Genomic DNA, 22,177 nt, shown 5'->3' on the forward strand with positions numbered 1-22,177 from the left:
AATCCAGCTTTACAGAGACAAACCATGATCGATACTCACGCCCATATTTATGCCAGCGAATTTGATAATGACCGCGACCAAGTGGTAGAGAGAGCCTTGGCTCAGGGGATAGACAGAATCCTGCTGCCAAACATCGATCTGGAGTCAATTGAGCCGATGCTAAAAACCGAGGCGGCCTATCCGCAGGTATGTCGTTCTATGATGGGGCTTCACCCATGTTATGTCGATGGCAATGTTGAACAGACACTGCAAGTAATTCGCCATTGGTTTGAGAAACATAACTTCATTGCTGTGGGCGAAATCGGCATCGATCTCTACTGGGATAAAACCTATAAAGCCGAGCAGGAAATGGCGTTTGTCACCCAGCTCAACTGGGCCAAAGAGATGAAGCTACCTGTCGTCATCCACACCCGTGACTCCATTGAAGAAACGCTTCAACTACTTGAACAGGAGCAGGATGGCTCGTTGTCTGGCGTATTCCACTGTTTTGGTGGCAGTGTAGAAGAAGCAAAAGCGATCAATGGATTAGGCTTTCACCTCGGTTTAGGTGGTGTATCGACGTTTAAAAATGGCGGGATGGACAAAGTCATTCCCTCGCTGGATATGGACTATGTCATTCTTGAAACGGATTGTCCTTACTTAGCTCCAGTGCCACACCGTGGCAAACGCAATGAACCTGCATACACATCCTTAGTTGCCCAGCGAGTCGCCGATTTACGTGACATCAGTGTCGACCAAGTCGATGCCATCACCACGTCCAACGCAACTAAGCTATTCCAACTGTAATGAAAAAAGGCTTGCCACTTGGCAAGCCTTTCTCTTATGTCATAACCTGATATCAGGCCTCTTCTTGTTCTTCTTCATCGTCATTCTTGCGCACATAGAAGCGCGCAAAGAACAAGCCGACCTCAAACAATAAGCACATTGGGATCGCCAGCAGCGTCTGCGAAATCATATCCGGCGGCGTCAGCATCATGCCGACGATAAACGCGCCAACGATAATGTATGGGCGCTTTTCACTTAAGCTTTTCGGATCCGTCGCCCCCGTCCAGCACAGCAGTATGATCGCCACCGGCACTTCAAACGCAATACCAAAGGCTAAGAACAACGCCAGCACAAAATCGAGGTAGCTGGAAATATCCGTGGCGAACTCTACGCCGCCCAGTGATATCGCCGTAAAGAAGCCAAATACCAGTGGGAATACCACGAAATACGCGAAAGCCACGCCACAATAGAACAGCAGCGAACTGGAAAACATCAATGGCATGATCAGGCGTCGTTCATGCTTGTACAGACCGGGAGCAACAAACGCCCACACCTGATAAAGAATGTACGGCACAGCCACAAAAATTGACGCGATTAAAGTCAGCTTTAGCGGGGTGAAAAACGGCGATGCAACATCGGTCGCAATCATTGTCGCCCCTTCAGGCAAGCGCTCAACGAGAGGCGACGAGACAAACTCATAGATGTCATTCGCGAAATAGATCAGGCCAACAAACACCACCAGTACAGCGATAATCGCACGTAGCAGGCGATTACGCAGTTCCAGCAGATGGCTGATCAAAGGTTGTGTCTGCTCAACAGAAGACATGAAAACCTCTACTCTAAAAGATCGAAAAGGAGCTGCTCACAGCAGCTCCCCTAATGCGAGACTATTCGGCTTTTTTATCTGCCTGAGGTGCCGGCTGGGCATCCAGTGACTCGACCGCATCTGCGGAGTGTTTCGCTTCTGCAGCGGACGGTTTGTCCACTTCAGATTCAACGTTGGTAGACGCTGAATCGCTTTTACTCGCATATGGGCGCTGCACATCTTGCGCGGCTTGCTTGAGTTCTTCAACAGAAGACTTCAGCTCTGGCGATAGATCTTCCATCCCCATTTTCTCAGCTTTGCGCAAGTTTTCTTGCAGTTCCTGAACCTTTAGTTCATGTGAAAGTTCATCTTTCACACTGTTTGCCATGTTTTTCGCCGCACCGACAAATCGTGACACGCTACGAATCGCATGAGGCAAACGCTCAGGACCAAGAACCACCAGCCCGACGACAGATATTAATACCAGTTCCCAGAAACCGATATCAAACACGTGTTACGCCTGCTCTTTATCTTTCTTTGTTTCAGCAGAAGCGTCTGTCTTCTGCTGCTCAATATTTTTTGGCTCAAAGTCCGCGTCTTTTTTCGCCGGGTCTTCGTCGTTCATGGCTTTCTTGAAGCCCTTCACTGCGCCACCTAGATCGCCACCGATACCACGTAGTTTCTTAGTACCGAACAGAAGAATAACAATGACAGCAATAATCAGAAGTTGCCAAATACTAATACCACCCATTTTCTATACCTCGGGTCTTATTAAACAAATCATTTCAATAGCTTAACGTCTATTGACGATAAGCTCGCCAACTGAGCAACCAAAATGTGACACCACCGATGGCGCTTACCATGGATAGCTGCTCATACGTACTGTTGACCAATATTGCCGAGCATACGACTAATGTGGCCCCAATACCAAATAAAAATTTCCCCGTCGCCTGCTGACGTTTCGTTGTACGGTAGCCTTGATAAAGCTGATCCATACGCTGATTCATCATCTTGCCCTGACGTAAACTGTCATACAGCAACTCAGGCAATTCAGGCAGCTTCTCGGCCCAAAACGGCGCGCGATCTTTGACCGCATTAATCACCGCCTGCGGTCCTACTTGATTCATCATCCACTCTTCAAGGAATGGCTTTGCGGTTTCCCATAAATCAAGCTGTGGGTAAAGCTGACGCCCCAAACCTTCCACGTACAATAAGGTTTTTTGCAGCAGCACCAACTGTGGCTGCACTTCCATATTGAAACGGCGCGCGGTGTTAAACAGGTTCAGCAACACATGTCCGAACGAGATTTCACACAGCGGCTTAGCAAAAATCGGTTCACACACAATACGAATGGCGAATTCAAACTCATCAACGTTCGTTTCACGTGGAACCCAACCTGATTCAACGTGTAACTCAGCCACACGGCGGTAATCACGGTTAAAAAATGCGAGGAAGTTTTCCGCCAAATAGCGTTTGTCTTCACTATTCAGCGTTCCGACTATGCCACAGTCCAAACCAATCCACTGTGGATTGTCCGGATGCTCAGGGTTAACAAAAACGTTACCCGGATGCATGTCGGCATGGAAAAAGCTGTCGCGGAACACCTGAGTGAAAAAAACACTCACACCGCGCTCGGCCAACAGCTTCATATTGGTGCCATTGGCCTTCAAGCCTTCTATGTCAGAAACTTGGATGCCGTATATTCGCTCAGAAACCATTACAGTTTCATTACTAAAGTCCGTAATCACTTCAGGAACATACAATTCATCACTGCCTTCAAAGTTTCTTCTCAGCTGAATCGCATTTGCCGCTTCTCGTCGTAAGTCCAACTCATCAAGGAGCGTTTTTTCATACTCACGCACCACTTCAACCGGTTTCAAACGACGTGCTTCAGGAAGTGCTTTGGCGACTATACGCGCCATTCGGTACATCAGTTTTAGATCTGCATCAATGACCGGGCGAATATCTGGCCGGATAACCTTTAATACCACTTCTTGGTTAGTCGATTTGAGCTTGGCGGTATGGACTTGAGCGATCGATGCGGAGGCCAACGGTTTGATATCAAAATCGGTAAACCAATTTTCCAGAGGGCCGCCCAACGCCAGCTCAATCTGCTCTTTGGCTAGCTGACCATCAAAGGGAGAGACTTGGTCTTGAAGCAGCGCCAGCGGATCGGCAATGTGCGCAGGGAAGAGATCACGTCGGGTCGACATCATCTGACCAAACTTGATCCATACCGGGCCAAGTTCTTGCAGAGCAAGGCGTAATCGTTCACCTAACTCTTTGTCAGCGTGTTGGTTTTTAATCCAAAACAGCGCTTTACGAGCAAGCAGAGGGGCTTTGGTTAACTGGTGATTAGGCAGTAGTTCGTCGAGCCCGTATTCGAGCTGAACTTTGATAATGCGGTAGAGTCGTTTCAGTTCAGCGGGAGTCATGCGCGCTCCAGTAACTGATTCAACTTAGCTTCAATGCGAGCTGCCTGACTTCTGATGTCGTCGACCTGATCGCAGAAATGGGCAATTTCCAATGGCGCTGGCGCCAATTTCCACTCTTCGGTAATAACCTGAGCAAGGTGGTTCTGGTGCTTGTCTGCTTTCGTTTTGACAAACTGGCCCAAATTGGAGACGCCTTGAACCAAGCTATGCGCCACCACATCCCCCGTGACACGCGACAACCACTCTTCAATATCCGGTTTGCAATCCGTCATTAGCTGAGAGAATTTCTGCGCCAGTTGAATATCGCCTTCCAATATCACTTTGTCTTGCTTGATCAGCTTGGTGATATTGGATTGCTCTCGCAGCTCCGGCAATACCGATAGGTTTAATGATAGGTAGCAGTCTGGTTGACCTTCGTAATTCGCCAAAACATCAATTTGCTGGCTGAAAACAAAAGTCAGTGTCTTATTGAGCTCTTTGAGGTGAACTTGAATCACCTGACCTTTAAGACGGGCAAGACGACGCCCCAGCTCAGGGTCGTCGTTAATAAGTGTATTGAGTGTCGATTCAATCGCAGCAGTAACAAGAGGTTCAAATGGCATAGCGATCCTTTAACCTCAGAATTTGTAGCCACGATGCAGCGCAACAATGCCGCCGGTCAGGTTGTAGTAGCTGGCTTTTTCAAATCCAGCATTTTCCATCATCCCTTTCAGGGTTTCCTGATCCGGGTGCATACGAATAGACTCTGCCAGATAACGGTAGCTCTCAGAATCATTCGCTACCAGCTCACCCATTTTCGGCAACAAGTGGAATGAGTACGCATCGTAGATTTTTGACAGTGGCTCAAGCACAGGCTTAGAGAATTCGAGCACAAGAAGACGACCGCCGGGCTTCAAAACACGGAACATCGAGCGCAGGGCTTTGTCTTTGTCTGTCACGTTACGTAGACAGAAGCTGATGGTGATGGCATCGAAGTAATCATCAGGGAAAGGCAGTTCTTCAGCGTTAGCCTGAACATAATGCACGTTACCAACAATACCGTTATCACGCAGTTTGTCGCGACCAACGTTTAGCATTGAGTTGTTGATGTCAGCCAGAACCACATGGCCCTTTTCACCGACAATGCGAGAGAACTTCGCCGTCAGATCGCCCGTACCACCACCGAGGTCCAGCACACGCTGACCCGGACGCACACCACTGCAATCGATCGTGAATCGTTTCCAAAGACGATGCACACCACCCGACATTAAGTCGTTCATGATGTCGTATTTGGCCGCTACAGAGTGGAATACCTCTGCTACCTTGGCGACTTTCTCTTCTTTGGCGACTGTGGTGAAACCAAAATGCGTGGTTTCATTTGATTCTAAAGCTGTATTCGACTGCACGCTTGTATCCGTCATGATGATTCCTCTTCAAGCAACGCTATGAATAAATACGACCTGAGCGCTGCGGGCGATTAGTTTACTTTATCCTCAGCCGGATGTCTTTCAGCGATAGAATCATTTTCACTCATCGAGTTATTTTCTGTGAGCCCATCATATTGAGCCAGTTCTGTCAGGCTCGACGAGATTGGCTTTTTCACCTCAACACCAAGCTGCTTAAAGCTTTCCGCCTGACGAATCACATTGCCTCGGCCAGTGGCTAGCTTGTTCATCGCGCCTTGATAATTCTGGTTCGCCTTATCCAGCGCACCACCTAGGCTTTCCATGTCATCGACAAACAAGCGCAACTTGTCGTACAGCTTACTGGCTCGCTCGGCAATGATTTGCGCATTTTGATTCTGTCGTTCGTTGCGCCACAAGTTATCGATCGTGCGCAGTGCCACCAGCAAGGTCGTCGGGCTGACCAGAATAATGTTTTGCTCCATCGCATCCTTAACCAGATCTGGATCGGCCTGAATCGCAACCTGAAACGCCGGCTCAACGGGGATAAACATCAGCACGTAATCAAGGCTCTGAATCCCTTTAAGCTGATGATAGTCCTTTTGTGACAGCCCTTTAATATGACTCCTAACCGATAGTAAGTGGTCACTTAGTGCTTGTTCCTGTTCTAACTCTGATTCGGCATTGAAGTAACGCTCATAGGCGACCAGCGTCATTTTAGAGTCGACCACTACCTGCTTATCTTGCGGCAAGTGGACAATCACATCCGGCTGATAGCGCTTACCCGCTTCATTTTGTAGGCTCACCTGAGTCTGGTACTCGTGCCCTTCACGCAATCCGGACTCTGCCAACACACGCGCAAGGACGACCTCTCCCCAGTTGCCTTGCTGCTTGTTATCGCCTTTAAGCGCCTGAGTCAGGTTGACCGCTTCACGTGTCATCTGTTCATTGAGGCGTTGCAGGTTCTTCAGCTCATGCACTAAGGTGTGTCGCTCTTTCGCTTCAACCGTAAAACTGTCATTGACCTGTTTCTTAAACCCTTCCAACTGTTCTTTCAGTGGCGACAACAATCCTTCCAGACTTTGGCGGTTTTGTTGGTCGACTTTGGCGGTCTTGGCCTCAAATAGCTGATTGGCCAGATGTTCGAATTGCTGCTTGAGACGAGACTCCGCCTGTTCCAGCAGTTGCAATTTGTCGTGGTTGGCTTTGTTCTCTTCTTGATGGCGAGCTTCTTGTTCTCTGAGCTGGGCTTCAAGCTGCGCTTTCTGATCGCGGCTTTGAGTCAGCTCCTCAGCGTATTGCTGTCTTTCTTGCTTAACCGCCTCGAAGTAACGCAATTTTTCTAGAACCGCCATCAATTTACCGTGCGACTGTTTGAGCTCATACGCGGCTTTATCTCGCTCGCTATCCAGCTCGTCCAGTTCCTGTTGTGCTTGCTCTAGCTCTTTCTGTAACTGGCTGATTTGCGTTGTGGCCAGTTGCTGATTGGATTCAAGTTGTTGTTTTAAAAGCTGTTGATCAAAGCGTGTTTTCTGCCTGATCCACCAGCCCACTCCGACTCCGCTGATCGCCGCACTGCTAATAGCGCTGATAAGTAGGGCTTGGTTGTCCAGAATCCATTGCATAATAAAGGGTTAACTCTTATTTCAGGTACTGTTTCAATGGTATTTTACCACTGGATAAATGTCCAGTTTGTCGGCTAGATATCGAACAGCTAGACTAAGTGCTCTCTAATCTGTCCCACCGCCAGTCGCCAACGAATCTAACTTGTTGGTTTTATTAAAGGAACATCATGAACGAGCGTCGTGCTTTAGGTTTTGGTCTGTCTGCCGTCCTATTGTGGTCTACCGTAGCCACCGCCTTTAAATTAACTCTTGCCGAACTGACCCCGATTCAAATGCTGACGGTTGCCAGCATGGTCTCAGCCCTTGCTCTGACCGCTGTGTGTGCCATTCAGGGCAAACTGTCTTCGCTAGCCAGTACTTTCTTTGCGAATCCTTGGTATTACTTGTTGCTTGGCTTGATCAATCCACTGGCGTACTACGTCATCTTATTCAAAGCCTATGACTTACTTCCCGCCTCACAAGCGCAAGCAATCAACTATAGCTGGGCGATTACTTTGACTCTGATGGCTGCCGTCTTCCTCGGCCAGAAAATCCGCAAGCAGGACTGGATAGCCTGTACGCTGAGTTACTTTGGTGTAATTGTCATTGCCACCAAAGGTGATGTACTGGGCCTAAGTTTTGAGAGCCCGCTAGGGGTGGGATTGGCTTTGCTATCAACTATGCTTTGGGCCAGCTACTGGATACTCAATACCAAAAACAAAGCCGACCCTATCGTCGGCGTGTTACTCGGTTTTTTGGTTGCGATTCCATTCGCAATTGGCCTGAGCCTCTACGAAGGTGCCAGCTGGAGTGGCATTTCCCTGCAAGGCTGGCTCGCGGTCAGTTACGTTGGTTTGTTCGAAATGGGCGTGACCTTTGTCCTGTGGCTTAGCGCCCTCAAGCTGACGCAAAACACTGCGCGTATCAGCAACCTGATATTCGCGTCACCGTTTATTTCTCTGGCGTTGCTGGCAACCATCATCGGTGAAGAAATACATTCCACAACCTTGATCGGCTTAGTGTTGATCATTGCTGGACTTGTGATCCAGCAGATCAAATTTGGCAAAAAAGATCTCACGCAATCCGTGAGTTAACATTTTTAAAACAACTCGTAAGCCATCTCACTTCCCTGACCTCGCACCTGGTCGATTTGCTCAGCGAGGTCTGGGGAGATACTTAACGCGACTGCCGCCTTGTGCTGGCTGAGATAACTTTGTTTATCATCCAGACTCAGCATTGAATCCCACTGATGGTCTATATCACGAACAAGGAACATCAGACATGCGAGCTTTTTCGATTCAACCGCCTTCGCAGGATGATTGACGTTGGCAATCGCATCCACCAGTTGAGCAGGGAACTTCCACGTCTCAGCCAGCGCCGCACCTAACTGCTGGGCATCAGTACCTAACACTTCACGCTGTACGTCGACTGGATTTTCGCCACTTTCTACCCGACGACTGATCTCCAGTGCCTGTTCAGGCTCTAAAGAGTGGATCATCAACTCGCCAATGTTATGCAGAATACCAGCGATGAAGGCTTCGTTAGGATCGACTTTGGCGCCTTTCGCGACTGTGCTGGCAATGGTCGCCACTTCAAAAGTACTCGCCCAATAATCCTTCACATTGAGCGTTTCCAGTTTGGGAAATGAAGATGCCAGAATGGAAGAAGAGATAAGATTACGAATCGCCCCGACGCCGATACGCACAATGGCGTCATTGATGTTCGAGACCCCTTTGATTCCGCCAAACTGGGCCGAATTGGCCATCCTGAGCACCCGAGCTAACAGCACCTGATCCATGGCCATTTTCTTTGCCAGCTCACCAAAATCGATTTGTTCCCTGTTAACCATCTCCAGCAATTCCTGAAGTACGCTTTCGATTCTGGGTAATTCATTGATTCTTGAGATCAACGCTTGATAGCTCATATACCACTCCTTCAGCAAGTTCTGTCCATTTAATATAGGACAGAAATGGAGCCAAAGATCGACAACCGTCGTGCTAACACTTTGTGATTAACGCTGTTTATCCCGCAGCCATTGGCGTGGCGACATTCCGGAAAAATTATGAAAGGCGCGCGAAAACCCCGAGTAACTGCTGTAGCCCACCTCATCCGCGACCCAGTTCAGCGGCTTACGCTGCAACAACAACGATTGTGCCACTGAGACACGCCACTTCTGCACATAATCTCCGGGGGTCTCTCCAACCACCGCTTTAAACGTATCAATGAACTGAGTACGTGACATCGCCGCCACCGAGGCAAGCTCGGCCAAACTGAAGTGCCTTGCAGGTAGCTGGTGCACGGCAGACACCACAGCAGCAAGGCGTGGATGAGCCAGCGCAGCAAACAGCCCCTGCTCTATTTTCTTCTCTTCCACCAAATGGCGGAAAATCAGCGCCATCAGGGCGTCACTCAGTTTGTCCATCAGAAACTGTTGCCCCGCTACGTCATTACCGGATTCACAAAACAAGGCGTCAATGACAGGTATCAGGCTTGGCGCAGCGCTAAACGGGATCACCACCACCTCAGGAAGTGCAGACAACAAAGGGTTCATCTGCCCAACACGATATTCCACATTTGCGCACACCAGCTCCGCTCCGGACTCAACACCTTCAATCGCATGCGTGGTCCCATGTGGCAGGTAGAGAATAGATGGCTCAACAATATGGCGTGATTCACTGTGTGCTTTATTGAGTGTCAGCTCACCGGACTGCAAAACGTGTAAATGGCCACTGTTTTGCGGGTTTGCATTGAATGAAGACACACCACACAGGTGGCCGGAATAAAACACACCAGTACGTATTGAGCAGTGTTCCATGAGCTGTGAGAGTAAATCCATTTCATCTCCGGACTTTTCGCATAGTTTTTTGGCCTTTAGTCCCTCTATAGACCGGACAAGTCGACTAAATTCTTTCAGGCAAGGTAATCAAAACAGACAAGGAGCTTGCTATGTCACGCATCAAATCCACAGGTCAAAAACTCACTCTACTGGCTGCATTGCTCGGTACCAGCTTTTCATTGATGGCAGCCGATATTGATATGAGCGTCGACCAAAACGATCTGGCGATCAAAGGCTATGATCCTGTCGCCTACTTTACTGACCAAGGCGCGGTTCAAGGCAATTCACAGTTTACGGCAACGTATAAGAATGCCATTTATCACTTTGCCAGCAGCGAAAACCGCGATCAGTTTCGTGCAGACCCTCAAGCATACGCGCCTCAATACGGTGGCTATTGTGCCTTTGGGGTTGCCATGGGTAAAAAGTTTGAAACCGATCCACAAGCTTGGAAGATAGAAGACGGCAAGCTGTACCTAAATTTAGATAAGACCGTGCAAAAGCGTTGGTTGGAAGACACTCAAGGCTTTATTCAGGATGCCAACGGCAATTGGCCAACAATTAAAACCGTTGCGGCTGATCAACTGTAACACGGCTGCGCCTCAATTCAGGGGCGCATCTTTTCCTTCCTGCCCACCCAAAATTCTCACTCCCACTTTCAATCGCTTGTTGTCGCTACATCAACATCGACTGTTGATTCAATGAGACAGAGCCAATAATTGATTAAAAAATATTCATGCGGTTGCACTGTCATAATAGTATATTGATCCTCTCAATAAGATTTGAGATGACAACAATAACTATAAAAAGCTGGCTGTATGATTATATTTCACTCTGTTCAGAATAAGCTTTCTAACACACAACGCGTCATTAAGATTGGTTACCGTGAAGCACAGGTTCTTGACCTGCTGCTTAAGCACTCCCCTGAAGTCGTCAAAAAGCATGACATTGTTCAGCACGCTTGGGGCAGTGAATATATTGGTGAAACATCACTCGCGAAAAGCATCAGTACGCTGAGGCAGGCACTACTTAAATTGGGAGCTAAGGAGTCCCCGATAGTGACTGTGCCTAAAGTCGGCTATCGACTGGTCAGCCACAGTATTGAATATGCGCCCGCTGAACCACCACAAATAGACAAATCCAACCCAGCGTCCAACCTCCCTACTTCGGCTGCATTATCGGACCAGCGTGTTACATCCAACTTGTCTTTAAAGGAGTGCAAATCACCGCTGTGTTATGTCGCCGCGATTGCGCTGCTCTTTGCCTCCAGCATCTTGGCATTAAGTAAGGTACATGGCTGGCGCTGGGAAGACATTCCGAGCGATCAACATCTGGCAAGGCACACGGTCGGACAACTTCAAGTCTTCACAGAATCGGAAACTCGCCTGAGTTTACCGCTGCGCCAGCTGCTCTCACAGAATCAGTGCGATTGCGTAGTTTACATCGAAAAAAACGAGCGCTTTTCTGAGCTGTCGTGGCTCGACAGACAACGCCGCCAGTCGATTAATGTCTTTTATGCACCGGGTCAGCTCAAACAAGTCTCGGCTCAGGTAGAACGTTTTATCCTGGAGGGACAACAATGATCCCATACCTCACCTTAGTGATCGCCACGGTCATCTTTTCTATTGTCCTCAGCCTGCCTTGGTCGAATCGTATTGAGGATAACCGTTACCAGCACAGCGAAATCCATATCCAACCCGATAACCAAATTTTTCGCTCTGATGGACTGACTCGGATTGAAAACAACGAGGTTGTTCATCTTGCTTCACTTCAGGATGACAAAATGGAGCAACCGATAGTGATTCGTTTTCAGGGCCAAGCGGAGTCCTTCAGCCAGTTCGGCTTTTCACTCTCCGGCATCATCAACCTGCTCTCAGTACAGAAGTTAAGGCCTGTGATGAATGACGCCACCATTTCGCCATATTTGCTGCTCAATGATGACCCTTACACGCTGGATATCGACATCCTCTATTCAGCCAACTGTTTTGTCATAGTCCGCGATAGACAAACAGGCCGGGCCCAACTGCTGGCCAAACGCTAAGCCTATCGCTAGGTTCTTACCTTACATTTGTTCTTTCTCTTCGCACGGGCTTCGCCTGTGCAAGTTCCTGTGTCTTTCTGATCTCTAAACACACGACAATTTTTCTAAATCTCATCGAAGCCAGATCACAAGCTGCGAACAGCCTGCGTTTGCGTTGCATGAAATCAATAATCAGAACAATACAACCGATTGAATTTTAATGGGAATAAAATTCAACTCTTTTCAGTACTGTAAATTATATGACTATGGAAAGGTAAACCTGTTGCTTTTGACAAGCAGCCAACAATGACAACACAACATCATAAAACTAACAAAAATCACGAAAGGAAACGTCTATGTCTACGGTGAAAAAACATGTGTTATCAGCAGCTGTTCTTTCCGTTCTGTCTGCAGGCGCACAAGCGAAGATTTATCCTGACCAGTTAGTGCTTGATCAACTGGGTGAAGATGTCTGCCGTTCTGGCTACCGTCCGATTGATCGCTTCGAAGCATCAGAACAAAAGGACTACATTGTTTCTCGTATGGGTCAGTGGCAAATCGCTGGCTTAAAAGACAATTGGGTAATCATGGGACCTGGCTACCATGGTCAAATCAAGCAGGATAATCCCAATGGCAGCACTTGGTGTTACCCTGACGATGCTTTGTCTGAAATTCCAAACTACTCCTCGAAATCCATTCCAGAAGGGGACGAGCTGGATATTCAGTATGAACTGGTGACCGACCATTCCAACTTTGTTCGTCCATTGAGCTACCTTGCCCATTACCTCGGCTATGCTTGGGTTGGTGGCAACCATAGCCAGTATGTCGGTGAAGATATGGATGTCAGACGTGAAGGCAACGGTTGGGTAATTCAAGGCAATAATGATGGCTCATGCGGCGGTTATCGCTGCGATGAAAAAACCAAAATCACAGTCGATAACTTTGCCTATACCCTTAACGACAGCGATTTCTGGCACGGTACGGTGACCGAATCGGATCGCCAGCTGGTGAAAACCGTAACGGCGGTTGCTCGCAATAACAGTGACATCCCGCAGCAAGTGGTGGTGGACCTGAAAGTGGATGAATCGACTAACTGGTCTAAAACCAACAGCTATGGCTTTGCTCAGAAGGTTTCAACAGAAAACACCTTTAAGTGGCCATTGGTTGGCGATACTAAGCTGACGATTACGCTCGAAGCCAATCAGAGTTTCGCCAACACGAATGGCGGGTCCACCAGCGAGCAGGTGACGCTTCAGGCAAGACCTACAGTACCCGCTCACTCTGAAATCCCGATTCGTGTCGAGCTTTACCGTTCCAGCATCTCTTATCCATACCGCTTTGGCGCGGATATCAGCTACGACGTCGAATTTAATGGCTTCCTGCGCTGGGGTGGCAACGCTTGGCATTCTCACCCAGACAACCGTCCTTACAAAGCACACACCTTTACGATGGGACGCGGTAGTGAAAACTCAGCAGATATCCGTTATCAATGGGATCACCGCTATATTCCAGGTGAAGTCAAATGGTGGGATTGGAGCTGGGCGATCAATGAAAATGGTTTAGGTAACATGCAGTACGCGACAGGAGCAAGCCTACGTCCGTTTTACTCTCATGTTTCCGGCGATTTCTACGCGGAATCACAGTTTGCTGGCACGATCGAAATTGGTCAAGCCACACCGATTGGCAACGCTGCACAGAGCAGCCGCGTCAAACGCTCTGCGGAAGCTCTGGTTAGTGAACATATCGGTGATATAGAAGTCACAACCAACTTTGACGCACAAGAACTTGAGGCACTTGGCTTTGGTGATGCTCAGCTGACCATCACTCCTGCCAAATAACTTTGCCTGTAGCCCGAAACACAAAACGGAAGAGCTCCCCACTCTTCCGTTTTTTTCTTAGTGAGGATTTATACCCACTGGCCGGCAACAAACCCTGAGCTCCAGCACCACTGGAAGTTATAGCCTCCGAGCCAACCCGTCACGTCCATCACTTCACCAATGAAATACAAGCCTTTGACATCCTTGCACTCCATCGTTTTGGAAGACAGATGATCGGTATCAACGCCGCCTAATGTCACTTCTGCAGTGCGGTATCCTTCCGTTCCGTTAGGCGCGATGGTCCAGTTTTCTAATTGTTGGGTGATCTGTTTCAGCTGATTCACACCGAACTGCTTGAGTGGTAGATCGGTCAACACTTTACGCTCAATCAGTACTTCCACCAAACGCTTTGGTAAGACTTTGGCTAAGGTGTTTTTCAGGCTTTGGTTGGGGTGCTTTTCCAAAGAGCGAGTCAACAAGGTGTCAATATCGGCTTCCGGCACCAGATTCACGGTCACTGCCTCGCCAGGCTTCCAATAGGACGAGACCTGCAGGACAGACGGACCAGATAACCCTCGATGAGTAAACAGCAAGGCTTCTTTGAAGGTGGTATTGTTTTGCGTGGTAATTTCGACAGGAATCGCGATACCGGACAGCTCGGCGAAATCCTCTTTATCTTCTTTGTGTAAGGTAAATGGCACCAAGCCAGCCGTCGTCGGCAGCACGGGTAACCCAAACTGCTCTGCGACTTTGTAGCCAAAGGGCGTGGCACCCAGTTTTGGCATCGACAATCCGCCAGTCGCCACCACCAAGGACTGACATTCAATCACATCGGTGTTGGCGTGCAGCTCAAAGCCCGTGTCGGTTTGTTCGATATGGTGAATGTCCTGACGATAGCGTTGCTCGACCGTCGGCAAATCACACTCTGCCAGTAGCATTTTGACGATGTCTTTCGAGTCGCAATCACCGACACAGAACAGCTGACCATGATCGCGCTCTTCAAACTGAATTTCATGTTTGTAGATCATCGAGATAAAGTCCCAGTTGGTGTACTGGGCCAGCGCCGATTTCACGAAGTGCGGATTACTGCACAGATAGTTTTTAGCTGAGACATCGTAGTTAGTGAAATTACAACGCCCACCACCCGAAATAAGAATCTTGCGGCCCGGTTTTTTAGCGTGATCCAGCACAAGCACTCTTCGCCCACGCTTACCCGCTTCTGCAGCACACATTAATCCTGCCGCACCTGCACCGATGACGACCACATCAAACTTTTCCGCCATGACCTTTTCTCAACCAAAATCCAATAAAAAAGGATGTGCATTTAGCACATCCTTAGCCAGTTTCGGCGCTATTCTAACCACAAATGGAACGCTTGCCAAATCACCTGTTATAAGATGAATGCCGCAAGTAAAGTTACCCCGAGTAGTGACGTAGAAAGAATAAAGAGTTCTCTGACTCGTTCGCATTTGCCGGTAAACACTTCGTCATGATGATGGTGATATTCTTTGCTCTTCAGATAATGAAACAGTCGCACTTGTTTAGTGACATTACCATGAGTGGTAAAGAAGCCGTTTCCGTCGACTTGCTGATAGAGCAGCGGGTGCGCTTCACGCATGATGTAGATGAGAGAACGCAGTGCAGTCAAGTATCTGGCCATGTTCACCAGAGTTACCAACATAAGCGTGAATAGAATGGTATCAGCATTGATCATCTTTTCCTCCCTACACCTTCTACCTGAAGCCCAGAAGAAAAAGACGATCTGCTTAGAGAGTCTTTCGCTGAAGTTTATTCAGCAGGGGCATCCATGATAGAAGATGAACCTTCTTTCGCTAGAGCCGCTAGGTCTTTGTCGATAAAGAACAGCGCTTTGCCGTCTTCACCAACCAACTCTAGCTTGTCTAAAATCCCTTTAAACAACTTCTCTTCCTCGTGCTGCTCAGCGACGTACCACTGCAAGAAGTTGAAAGTAGAGTAATCTTGGGATGTAAACGCTACGTGAGCCAGCGTGTTGATTTTCTGAGTAATCATCTGCTCATGCTCGTAGGTTTCACGGAAAACATCGCCTAGGCTGCCAAACTCATGTTTTGGTGCATCGATCGCACCCAGAATTGGCATCGCGCCAGTCTCGCTCACATAAGTGAATAGTCGCTGCATATGCTCCATTTCTTCTACGGCGTGTGTACGTAAAAACTCAGCAGCACCTTCGAAACCGTTGTCTTCACACCAAGCACTCATTTGTAAGTATAGATTGGATGAGAAAAATTCGAGATTAATTTGCTCATTCAATTGATCAACCATTGCCTGTGAAAGCATTTATCACTCCTAATTAACTCGATGAACTTCAATGAACTATATCATTAGCCCACCATAACACTTTGACGAATGAATGTGGATCTGAGATCACTGCGGCAAAAATATTCTAACCTTAATGCTAACCTGTAATTAGACACCTAAAGGAGATAGCACTATGAGTTATCAGCATATTTTGGTTGCCGTTGACCTATCTGAAGACAGTAAGGTTTTGGTCGACAAAGCGGTGGCTCTCGCCAAACCTCTTCAGGCCGATGTCTCTTTCATTCACATCGATGTCAACTACGCCGAACTGTATACCGGGCTGATTGATATCAATCTGGCCGAGACTCAACACCAGGCGATTGAAGCCTCACAACAGCAACTACAGAGCTTTGCAGAGCACGCAAATTATCCGATCAAGCATACGCTAGTAGGTAGCGGTGATTTGGGTAATGAGCTGTGCGATACCATCAAAGAGTTCAATATCGATATGGTGGTCTGTGGCCATCATCAGGATTTCTGGAGCAAACTGCTGTCTTCGACCCGACAGCTGATCAATTGCTCTCCTGTCGACATGTTGGTCGTGCCACTTAAAGACTGATCGCGACAGAGTTTTCGTATAGACTGCAGAACAGTTGTTGATAATGAGTATTAATTATGGGTTATCTATCTGCAGTCACCCTATTGTGGGCGTTCTCGTTTAGCCTGATTGGCGTTTACCTCGCTGGTCAGGTAGATTCTTGGTTCTCTGTGCTGATGCGCGTTGCGCTTGCCAGTTTGGTGTTTATTCCATTCCTTAAATTCAAAGGGGTCGATAAATCGCTAATCATTAAGCTGATGACCGTGGGCGGTTTCCAGCTTGGTTTAATGTATTGCTTCTACTACCAGTCTTTTCTTTTACTCTCTGTACCGGAAGTTCTACTGTTCACCGTATTCACACCGATCTACGTCACCCTGATTTACGATTTACTCAAAGGTCGTTTCTCACCTTGGTATCTGGTCACTGCCGCTATCGCGGTGGCGGGCGCGGCCTTTATTAAATTTGCAGGTATCAGTGAGAACTTCCTGATCGGTTTCCTTGTCGTGCAAGGCGCGAATATGTGTTTTGCCATCGGTCAGGTGGGTTACAAATACCTGATGGAGAAGCAACCGGTTGATTTACCCCAGCATACGATCTTTGGTTATTTCTACTTAGGTGCTCTGTGTGTTGCCTTGGTAGCCTTTGCGCTGATGGGCAATATCGATAAGATGCCAACCACCAGCACGCAGTGGGGCATTTTGATTTATCTAGGTCTGATCGCTTCGGGTTTTGGCTACTTTGCCTGGAACAAAGGAGCGACTATGGTGAACGCTGGCGCGCTAGCGGTGATGAACAACGCGCTGGTACCTGCTGGGCTTATCGTTAACATAGTGATTTGGAATCGAGACGTTGACCTCACCCGCCTAGCGATTGGCGGCGCGATCATCATGCTGTCACTATGGATAAACGAAACCTGGGTCAAACGTAAAGTCGCCCAGAGTTATCAAGCCGCAAGCTAACAAAAAACGCTCTCCAGTTGGAGAGCGTTTTTTTAATCAATGCATATTGGGTGTCGATACCGGTTCGAACATCTCTGGTGGCAGGCTCAGGACAGGATTTTGACTGAGGCGAGCCTTAATTTTAGCCTCGTGCTTTTGCAATTTGTGTTGCTTCTTAGCCAGCTTCAATAGCTTCTTCTGCTGCTTGTAGTGTTTCTTAAGCGCTTTCTTAGCCTTCTTAATCGCTTTCTTATCGGACAAGTCCAGCATCAGCTCGTCAGCAGTGGTTTTGGCTTCTGTAGACACCTTAGGCTGCGCTTTCTCTTTAACCCGCTCCACAACGCGGCGCACTGCTTGGGATTTCTCTTCAGAAAGACGAGGGACTTGAGTCTCTTGAGGTGGTAAGGCTTCCGCTAACAAACCACAGGCACGTTGTTGCTCTATAGGCTTGTTCTGGCATTGCTGAGGAGGAATGGCGGCAGGTTTGCACAAAGAGGTTTTCTCTGCTGAAGAGCGAGCACAAGAACGACAGACAAACTTAGGTGCAACCACCAAACGATGGATTTCATTTAATCCATCGGCAATTTGCTTACGATTCATCTTACAAAGTCGTTTAGCCATGCTACCACTCCAGCTAAGAATACGAATAATTCTTAGTATGATATACCTGCATGGTGACGATTAAGCAAGCACTAAATAACGCTGTAAAACACGATTGAGTGCTAAGTCATTGATGCATTCACATAAACGTCAAAACGATTTTTTTTCGTCTCAATAGCCATCGCGGGCTTTTGCCCATCCAGCCACTCTGCGTAGTCAGGTCTCTTGACCACCACCCTTTTACTCGCAAGGGCTAAGGCAGGTTCTAACAGCTTATCGGCATCCAGATCGGCCCCGACCAGAGACTGAAACACTCGCATTTCTTTTTTGACTAACGCGCTCTTCTTTTTGCCTTCTGGATGTGGGTACATAGGGTCCAAGTAAACCACATCAGGCTTAGTAAACTCAGCGTCGTTAGCCAGAGATTCTAGGGCGTTATGACTAGAGGCATGAAGCAGAGACATACGCTCACTGACCCAGTCTCCGATTTCTGGGTCCTGCTTCGCACGTTCAAGGCCATCATCTAACAGCGCAGCCACAACAGGGTGACGTTCCACCATTTGCACTTTACACCCCAGTGAAGCCAGTACAAACGCATCACGACCCAACCCCGCCGTACCATCGAGTACTGTAGGAGTCACGCCTTTATTCAAACCGGCGGCTTTCGCAATTGCTTGCCCTTTCCCACCGCCAAACTTGCGCCTGTGCGCCACTGCACCACCCGCTAAATCGACGAAAATCGCGCCCAGCTTAGGCTCATCAACTTTACGCAGCTCTAAGCGTTCTGCAGTCAGAACCAGCGCAAAAGCGCTTTGTTCATCGTGCGACAGCCCCCAACGCTGAGCCAACTGATTCAGTTGCTCATTTCGGTTCGGGTCTTCACTAATGAGTTGTAGCTGCACAATAGGCTCCATTGGGGTGGTCAAATTCTCGGGCGCCAGTGTAATGGATTTTGTTATCCGACACTACGCTTGTCAGCCAACAGCTCATCGACCAGCTTTTCAAGTGGTTTGGGCTTTCCAATCACATAACCTTGGGCGTAATCCACACCCAACTCCACCAGCAGATCGATAATACGACTGTTTTCAACGAACTCGGCAACGGTTTGCTTACCCATCTGTTTCGCTAAATCATTGATTGAACGCACCATTAGGTGGTCGACTTCATTGACGTCAATATCGCGAACAAACAAGCCATCGATTTTCACGATATCAACCGGCAGTTTCTTCAGATAACCAAACGAAGAGAGACCCGAGCCAAAGTCGTCCAGTGCAATTTTGCAGCCCAGCTGCTTAAACTGAGAAAACAGCGCTATCGCTTGATTCATGTTACTCATCGCGGCCGTTTCGGTGATTTCAAGGCAGATTTTTTCACACGGTACAGGGCTGTGCTGCAGCTTATCCAATAAGAAGGCGATGAACTCCTTATTGCCCATTGAGTGGCCAGAGAGGTTAATCGAACACATGCCAAGATTCGCCAACGCCACGGGATTGGCAGCCAGCCAGTCTAAGGTTTGAGTCACCACCTGCTTATCCAGCAACTGTGCGATATTGTAGCGTTCTGACGCTGGCATAAAGATGCCCGGCGAAATGTATTCTCCCTCAGCATTGCGAATACGGATGAGGATCTCGAAGTGCATCGGCGCATCATCTTGGCTCAAGGCCAGAATCTGCTGGGCAAACAACTCAATCCGATCATTCGCCAGCGCATTATGCACTAAACTGACGCATTCCATTTCCTGCTCACGTCGACGCAGATCGGCATCATCCTGACAGTAAAGGTTATAACGGTTACGCCCTTCCTCTTTGGCGGCATGACACGCCGTATCCGCCTGGGCATGAACCATTTGCGGAGAGTCAGCGGTATGGTCAATCAAACGGATACCAATCGAGCACGTCATATTGAGACGGATGTCATCCCAGACAAAAGGTTGCTCACTGAGCGTCATAACTATGGTATTGGCAACGTTTTTGGCATCACGCTCAGTGCAGTCTTTGAGTAGCACAGCAAACTCATCGCCGCCCATGCGCGCCAAAATCGCATTATAAGGCAGCACTTCTTCCAGCATGCTGGCACAGAACTGGATAGCGGTATCTCCTGCCTCATGGCCCGCAGTGTCATTGAGCACTTTAAGCTGGTCGAGATCCAAGTACAGCATGGCATGAGTGCGGGTGTAGCTTTCTACTTCCAGCAGCGATTTTGCCAGTTCCATTTCAAAATGGTTGCGGTTGAACGTGCCGGTCAGCAAGTCGTGACGAGCTTGATATTCCAACTGCTCTGCCAGCTTCTTCGTTTCGGTAATATCCTCGCCAACAATCAGCAAGTGTCCAGATTCGACCAACGGGCGAATATTCTCGCGAATCCAAACCGCTCTTCCATCTGCGTGACGATATTCAATTTCACGCCGCCATACGCCGCGCATCGCTTGCTTAGGTTGCAGCAGAACTTGCCTTGGGGTAACCGCGTCTTGATGAAGATAGAATTCACCCAACAAGTGACCAAGCACTTGATTCGAGGTATAGCCGAGCAGCTGCTCGGCAAAGTGGTTAACCTGCTGAATGCAGTTATGGTCATCTAAGGTGATCATCATTACAGGTTGCTGGTCGTAGTAATGACTAAGGTTCGCTTCTCGTTGATACAACCGCGCTTCGGTAATTTTTCTCGAGGTGATGTCTCGTGCCTCGAGCAGAAAGTCCGCTCCCAGCCCAGTCTTAGGTAGAGGCTTAAGTGAAATCTCCAGCACCATGGAACCTTGTTCTGAATGCCAGATTTCCGCTTCAAATTGAGTATTTTGCTCCGATTTATCGGTATTAAAGTAGCTTTTTAATTGCTGGGATGCTTGATCCTCCCAGTGCTGATGCTGCCAGATTGGCCGATCAACACTGAAGTCCTGATGATAAAGAAGCTCTTGGAGCTTACTGTTGCTTGAAATAGTCCGCCCTTGAGCATCCAGCAAGCCGATAAAGTGATAGCTCTGATCAAACACCATTTCGATTAGTGTTTGGCTTTCCTTAGCTAAGGTTTCGCTTTTTTTCATTCGGCTTAGGTAGTAAACCAGCACCACAATAATCACGGACAAAAGGACGACCAGACTGGCAACCGCTCTTAGTTCCTTTTGGAACCGTACCGTGAAAGGCTGAGGTTTATTAAATAAGGTCGATGTTGCCTCACCTTCAATACCTAATCCCCATTTCACCACTGCCTGATAATCCAGTTTGATTTCCGGAATGCCCGCCTCAACCTTCGGCAAAGCCTCCGAATTGGATTTCAACACTTTCACTAACTGCCGGGCCGCTTGCCTGCCTTGTGTTCTGCCACTCAGAATCACTCCACCAACCGCCCCATGACCTAGTCCTAAGTCATGCACCATGTAAATCGGTGATCGAGATTCTTGGTTGAGTTGCTTCCACTCACCTTCGGTCGCGACACGTCCGTTCTTATCTCGATAATAAACCCAGAACAGCACAGCGCTGGATGTGTCTAATGAAGACGCAAACTCAATCAGCTGTTGGTAAGTTTCAGGAACCAGTTGTTCAACCATGGTTTGATATTCGGTATTGAGCGTCAGGAAGCGCTCGACCTGACGCCTCACAGCCTCACCAGTTACCGAATAATCACTCACTATGTATATCTTCTCGACTTCTGGCTGAATCCGCTCGATAAGCGTGACATTGCTGTAGATATCGATGTCTTCGATTACACCTGTTGCTCTGAGCTGAGAATGCATCTGCGGGCTGTAGTTATTGATACCACCAAATATCACTGGCGTGTCACCGATTTCCGGCGCTAAGCGCTGCATCAGATTAAGGGCGTTATTGTCACTGACAACAATGGCAGAGAAGGTTTCTTGAGAAAGTTTGGTTTGGTAGAGCTTGTAGAGTTGTTCCAGATAGGCAGGGTTTTGTAGTCGCTTTGAATCGAGGTACACCACTCGCGTGGTAATGCTCTCGCGACGCAGAATGTCTTCTAGGCCATATTGAAAGGCGTCGGTCCAGAAAAAGCCCTGATGGTAAGAGTGAACAATCAGTACATCTTTATCTTTAGCGTGTGCATGAGAAAGGGCTGCAGAAAATACAGCTAGAAGAATCAGACAAAAGCGCACT

23 protein-coding genes are annotated in these 22,177 nt (G+C 48.2%); 8 read left to right on the forward strand and 15 right to left on the reverse strand.

The features are described from left to right. Positions 1-24 precede the first annotated feature (24 nt). On the forward strand, positions 25-786 hold the full coding sequence (locus F0265_RS20975) for a TatD family hydrolase (protein ID WP_082314539.1): 762 nt from the start codon (positions 25-27) through the stop codon (positions 784-786). A 52-nt stretch (positions 787-838) separates the two neighbouring features. Here the strand turns inward: F0265_RS20975 and tatC are convergent, their stop codons facing one another. The 7 genes from tatC to rmuC all read right to left on the reverse strand — a co-directional run bounded on the left by tatC (position 839) and on the right by rmuC (position 7,012). Beyond that, entirely contained in the window at positions 839-1,591 is a 753-nt protein-coding gene (gene tatC / locus F0265_RS20980; protein WP_171353578.1) for a twin-arginine translocase subunit TatC, read from the reverse strand. Between the two features lie 61 nt (positions 1,592-1,652). After that, positions 1,653-2,081, reverse strand: coding sequence for a Sec-independent protein translocase protein TatB (gene tatB / locus F0265_RS20985; RefSeq protein ID WP_043006587.1), 429 nt, complete (start codon positions 2,079-2,081; stop codon positions 1,653-1,655). A 3-nt stretch (positions 2,082-2,084) separates the two neighbouring features. Further along, a complete protein-coding gene (gene tatA, locus F0265_RS20990) occupies positions 2,085-2,321 on the reverse strand; it encodes a Sec-independent protein translocase subunit TatA (RefSeq protein ID WP_019277641.1) in 237 nt (78 codons plus the stop codon). Between the two features lie 49 nt (positions 2,322-2,370). Then, positions 2,371-4,005, reverse strand: coding sequence for a ubiquinone biosynthesis regulatory protein kinase UbiB (gene ubiB, locus F0265_RS20995; protein WP_171750235.1), 1,635 nt, complete (start codon positions 4,003-4,005; stop codon positions 2,371-2,373). Beyond that, on the reverse strand, positions 4,002-4,607 hold the full coding sequence (locus tag F0265_RS21000) for an SCP2 domain-containing protein (RefSeq protein ID WP_171750236.1): 606 nt from the start codon (positions 4,605-4,607) through the stop codon (positions 4,002-4,004). The genes ubiB and F0265_RS21000 overlap by 4 nt, the downstream gene beginning before the upstream one ends. Before the next feature lie 15 nt (positions 4,608-4,622). After that, positions 4,623-5,405 (reverse strand): bifunctional demethylmenaquinone methyltransferase/2-methoxy-6-polyprenyl-1,4-benzoquinol methylase UbiE, encoded by a 783-nt coding sequence (gene ubiE / locus F0265_RS21005; RefSeq protein ID WP_019277638.1) that lies wholly within the window; start codon positions 5,403-5,405, stop codon positions 4,623-4,625. A gap of 56 nt (positions 5,406-5,461) precedes the next feature. Continuing rightward, entirely contained in the window at positions 5,462-7,012 is a 1,551-nt protein-coding gene (gene rmuC / locus F0265_RS21010; protein ID WP_171750237.1) for a DNA recombination protein RmuC, read from the reverse strand. 167 nt (positions 7,013-7,179) lie between these two features. Here rmuC and F0265_RS21015 point away from each other — a divergent pair, with 167 nt between their 5' ends. After that, positions 7,180-8,085, forward strand: a complete 906-nt coding sequence (locus F0265_RS21015; RefSeq protein ID WP_171750238.1) for a DMT family transporter — start codon at positions 7,180-7,182, stop codon at positions 8,083-8,085. A 5-nt stretch (positions 8,086-8,090) separates the two neighbouring features. Here the strand turns inward: F0265_RS21015 and F0265_RS21020 are convergent, their stop codons facing one another. After that, positions 8,091-8,915, reverse strand: a complete 825-nt coding sequence (locus F0265_RS21020; protein WP_171750239.1) for an HDOD domain-containing protein — start codon at positions 8,913-8,915, stop codon at positions 8,091-8,093. A gap of 87 nt (positions 8,916-9,002) precedes the next feature. Beyond that, positions 9,003-9,827 (reverse strand): AraC family transcriptional regulator, encoded by an 825-nt coding sequence (locus F0265_RS21025; RefSeq protein WP_171750240.1) that lies wholly within the window; start codon positions 9,825-9,827, stop codon positions 9,003-9,005. 110 nt (positions 9,828-9,937) lie between these two features. Between F0265_RS21025 and F0265_RS21030 the strand changes: the two genes are divergently transcribed. The 4 genes from F0265_RS21030 (at position 9,938) to F0265_RS21045 (ending at position 13,682) form a co-directional block, all read left to right on the forward strand. After that, positions 9,938-10,414, forward strand: a complete 477-nt coding sequence (locus tag F0265_RS21030) for a YHS domain-containing (seleno)protein (RefSeq protein WP_171750241.1) — start codon at positions 9,938-9,940, stop codon at positions 10,412-10,414. 228 nt (positions 10,415-10,642) lie between these two features. Then, the gene (locus tag F0265_RS21035; RefSeq protein WP_171750242.1) at positions 10,643-11,407 is read left to right on the forward strand and encodes a winged helix-turn-helix domain-containing protein; all 765 of its coding nucleotides are present in this window, start codon (positions 10,643-10,645) and stop codon (positions 11,405-11,407) included. Next, positions 11,404-11,865 carry a hypothetical protein gene (locus F0265_RS21040; RefSeq protein ID WP_171750243.1) on the forward strand — a complete coding sequence of 154 codons (462 nt, stop codon included), beginning with the start codon at positions 11,404-11,406 and terminating at the stop codon, positions 11,863-11,865. The genes F0265_RS21035 and F0265_RS21040 overlap by 4 nt, the downstream gene beginning before the upstream one ends. Positions 11,866-12,200: 335 nt before the next feature. Further along, positions 12,201-13,682, forward strand: coding sequence for an aerolysin family beta-barrel pore-forming toxin (locus F0265_RS21045; RefSeq protein ID WP_171750244.1), 1,482 nt, complete (start codon positions 12,201-12,203; stop codon positions 13,680-13,682). Positions 13,683-13,750: 68 nt separating this feature from the next. Here the strand turns inward: F0265_RS21045 and F0265_RS21050 are convergent, their stop codons facing one another. The 3 genes from F0265_RS21050 to ftnA form a co-directional block, all read right to left on the reverse strand. After that, on the reverse strand, positions 13,751-14,944 hold the full coding sequence (locus tag F0265_RS21050; protein ID WP_171750245.1) for an NAD(P)/FAD-dependent oxidoreductase: 1,194 nt from the start codon (positions 14,942-14,944) through the stop codon (positions 13,751-13,753). A gap of 107 nt (positions 14,945-15,051) precedes the next feature. Beyond that, the gene (gene uspB / locus F0265_RS21055) at positions 15,052-15,375 is read right to left on the reverse strand and encodes a universal stress protein UspB (RefSeq protein ID WP_006957549.1); all 324 of its coding nucleotides are present in this window, start codon (positions 15,373-15,375) and stop codon (positions 15,052-15,054) included. 74 nt (positions 15,376-15,449) lie between these two features. Next, positions 15,450-15,977 carry a non-heme ferritin gene (gene ftnA, locus F0265_RS21060; protein ID WP_006957548.1) on the reverse strand — a complete coding sequence of 176 codons (528 nt, stop codon included), beginning with the start codon at positions 15,975-15,977 and terminating at the stop codon, positions 15,450-15,452. Positions 15,978-16,131: 154 nt separating this feature from the next. Between ftnA and uspA the strand changes: the two genes are divergently transcribed. Then, positions 16,132-16,557 carry a universal stress protein UspA gene (uspA, locus tag F0265_RS21065; protein WP_006957547.1) on the forward strand — a complete coding sequence of 142 codons (426 nt, stop codon included), beginning with the start codon at positions 16,132-16,134 and terminating at the stop codon, positions 16,555-16,557. Between the two features lie 56 nt (positions 16,558-16,613). Next, positions 16,614-17,495 (forward strand): carboxylate/amino acid/amine transporter, encoded by an 882-nt coding sequence (locus F0265_RS21070; RefSeq protein ID WP_171750246.1) that lies wholly within the window; start codon positions 16,614-16,616, stop codon positions 17,493-17,495. Positions 17,496-17,531: 36 nt separating this feature from the next. Here the strand turns inward: F0265_RS21070 and F0265_RS21075 are convergent, their stop codons facing one another. From F0265_RS21075 to F0265_RS21085, 3 genes are all read right to left on the reverse strand, one after another. After that, positions 17,532-18,095 (reverse strand): hypothetical protein, encoded by a 564-nt coding sequence (locus F0265_RS21075; protein ID WP_171750247.1) that lies wholly within the window; start codon positions 18,093-18,095, stop codon positions 17,532-17,534. A gap of 101 nt (positions 18,096-18,196) precedes the next feature. Next, a complete protein-coding gene (locus F0265_RS21080) occupies positions 18,197-18,976 on the reverse strand; it encodes a class I SAM-dependent methyltransferase (RefSeq protein WP_171750248.1) in 780 nt (259 codons plus the stop codon). Positions 18,977-19,029: 53 nt separating this feature from the next. After that, positions 19,030-22,176 (reverse strand): ABC transporter substrate binding protein, encoded by a 3,147-nt coding sequence (locus F0265_RS21085; RefSeq protein ID WP_171750249.1) that lies wholly within the window; start codon positions 22,174-22,176, stop codon positions 19,030-19,032. Position 22,177 lies beyond the last annotated feature (1 nt).

Source organism: Vibrio sp. RE88, from assembly GCF_013113835.1.
Lineage (GTDB): Bacteria > Pseudomonadota > Gammaproteobacteria > Enterobacterales > Vibrionaceae > Vibrio.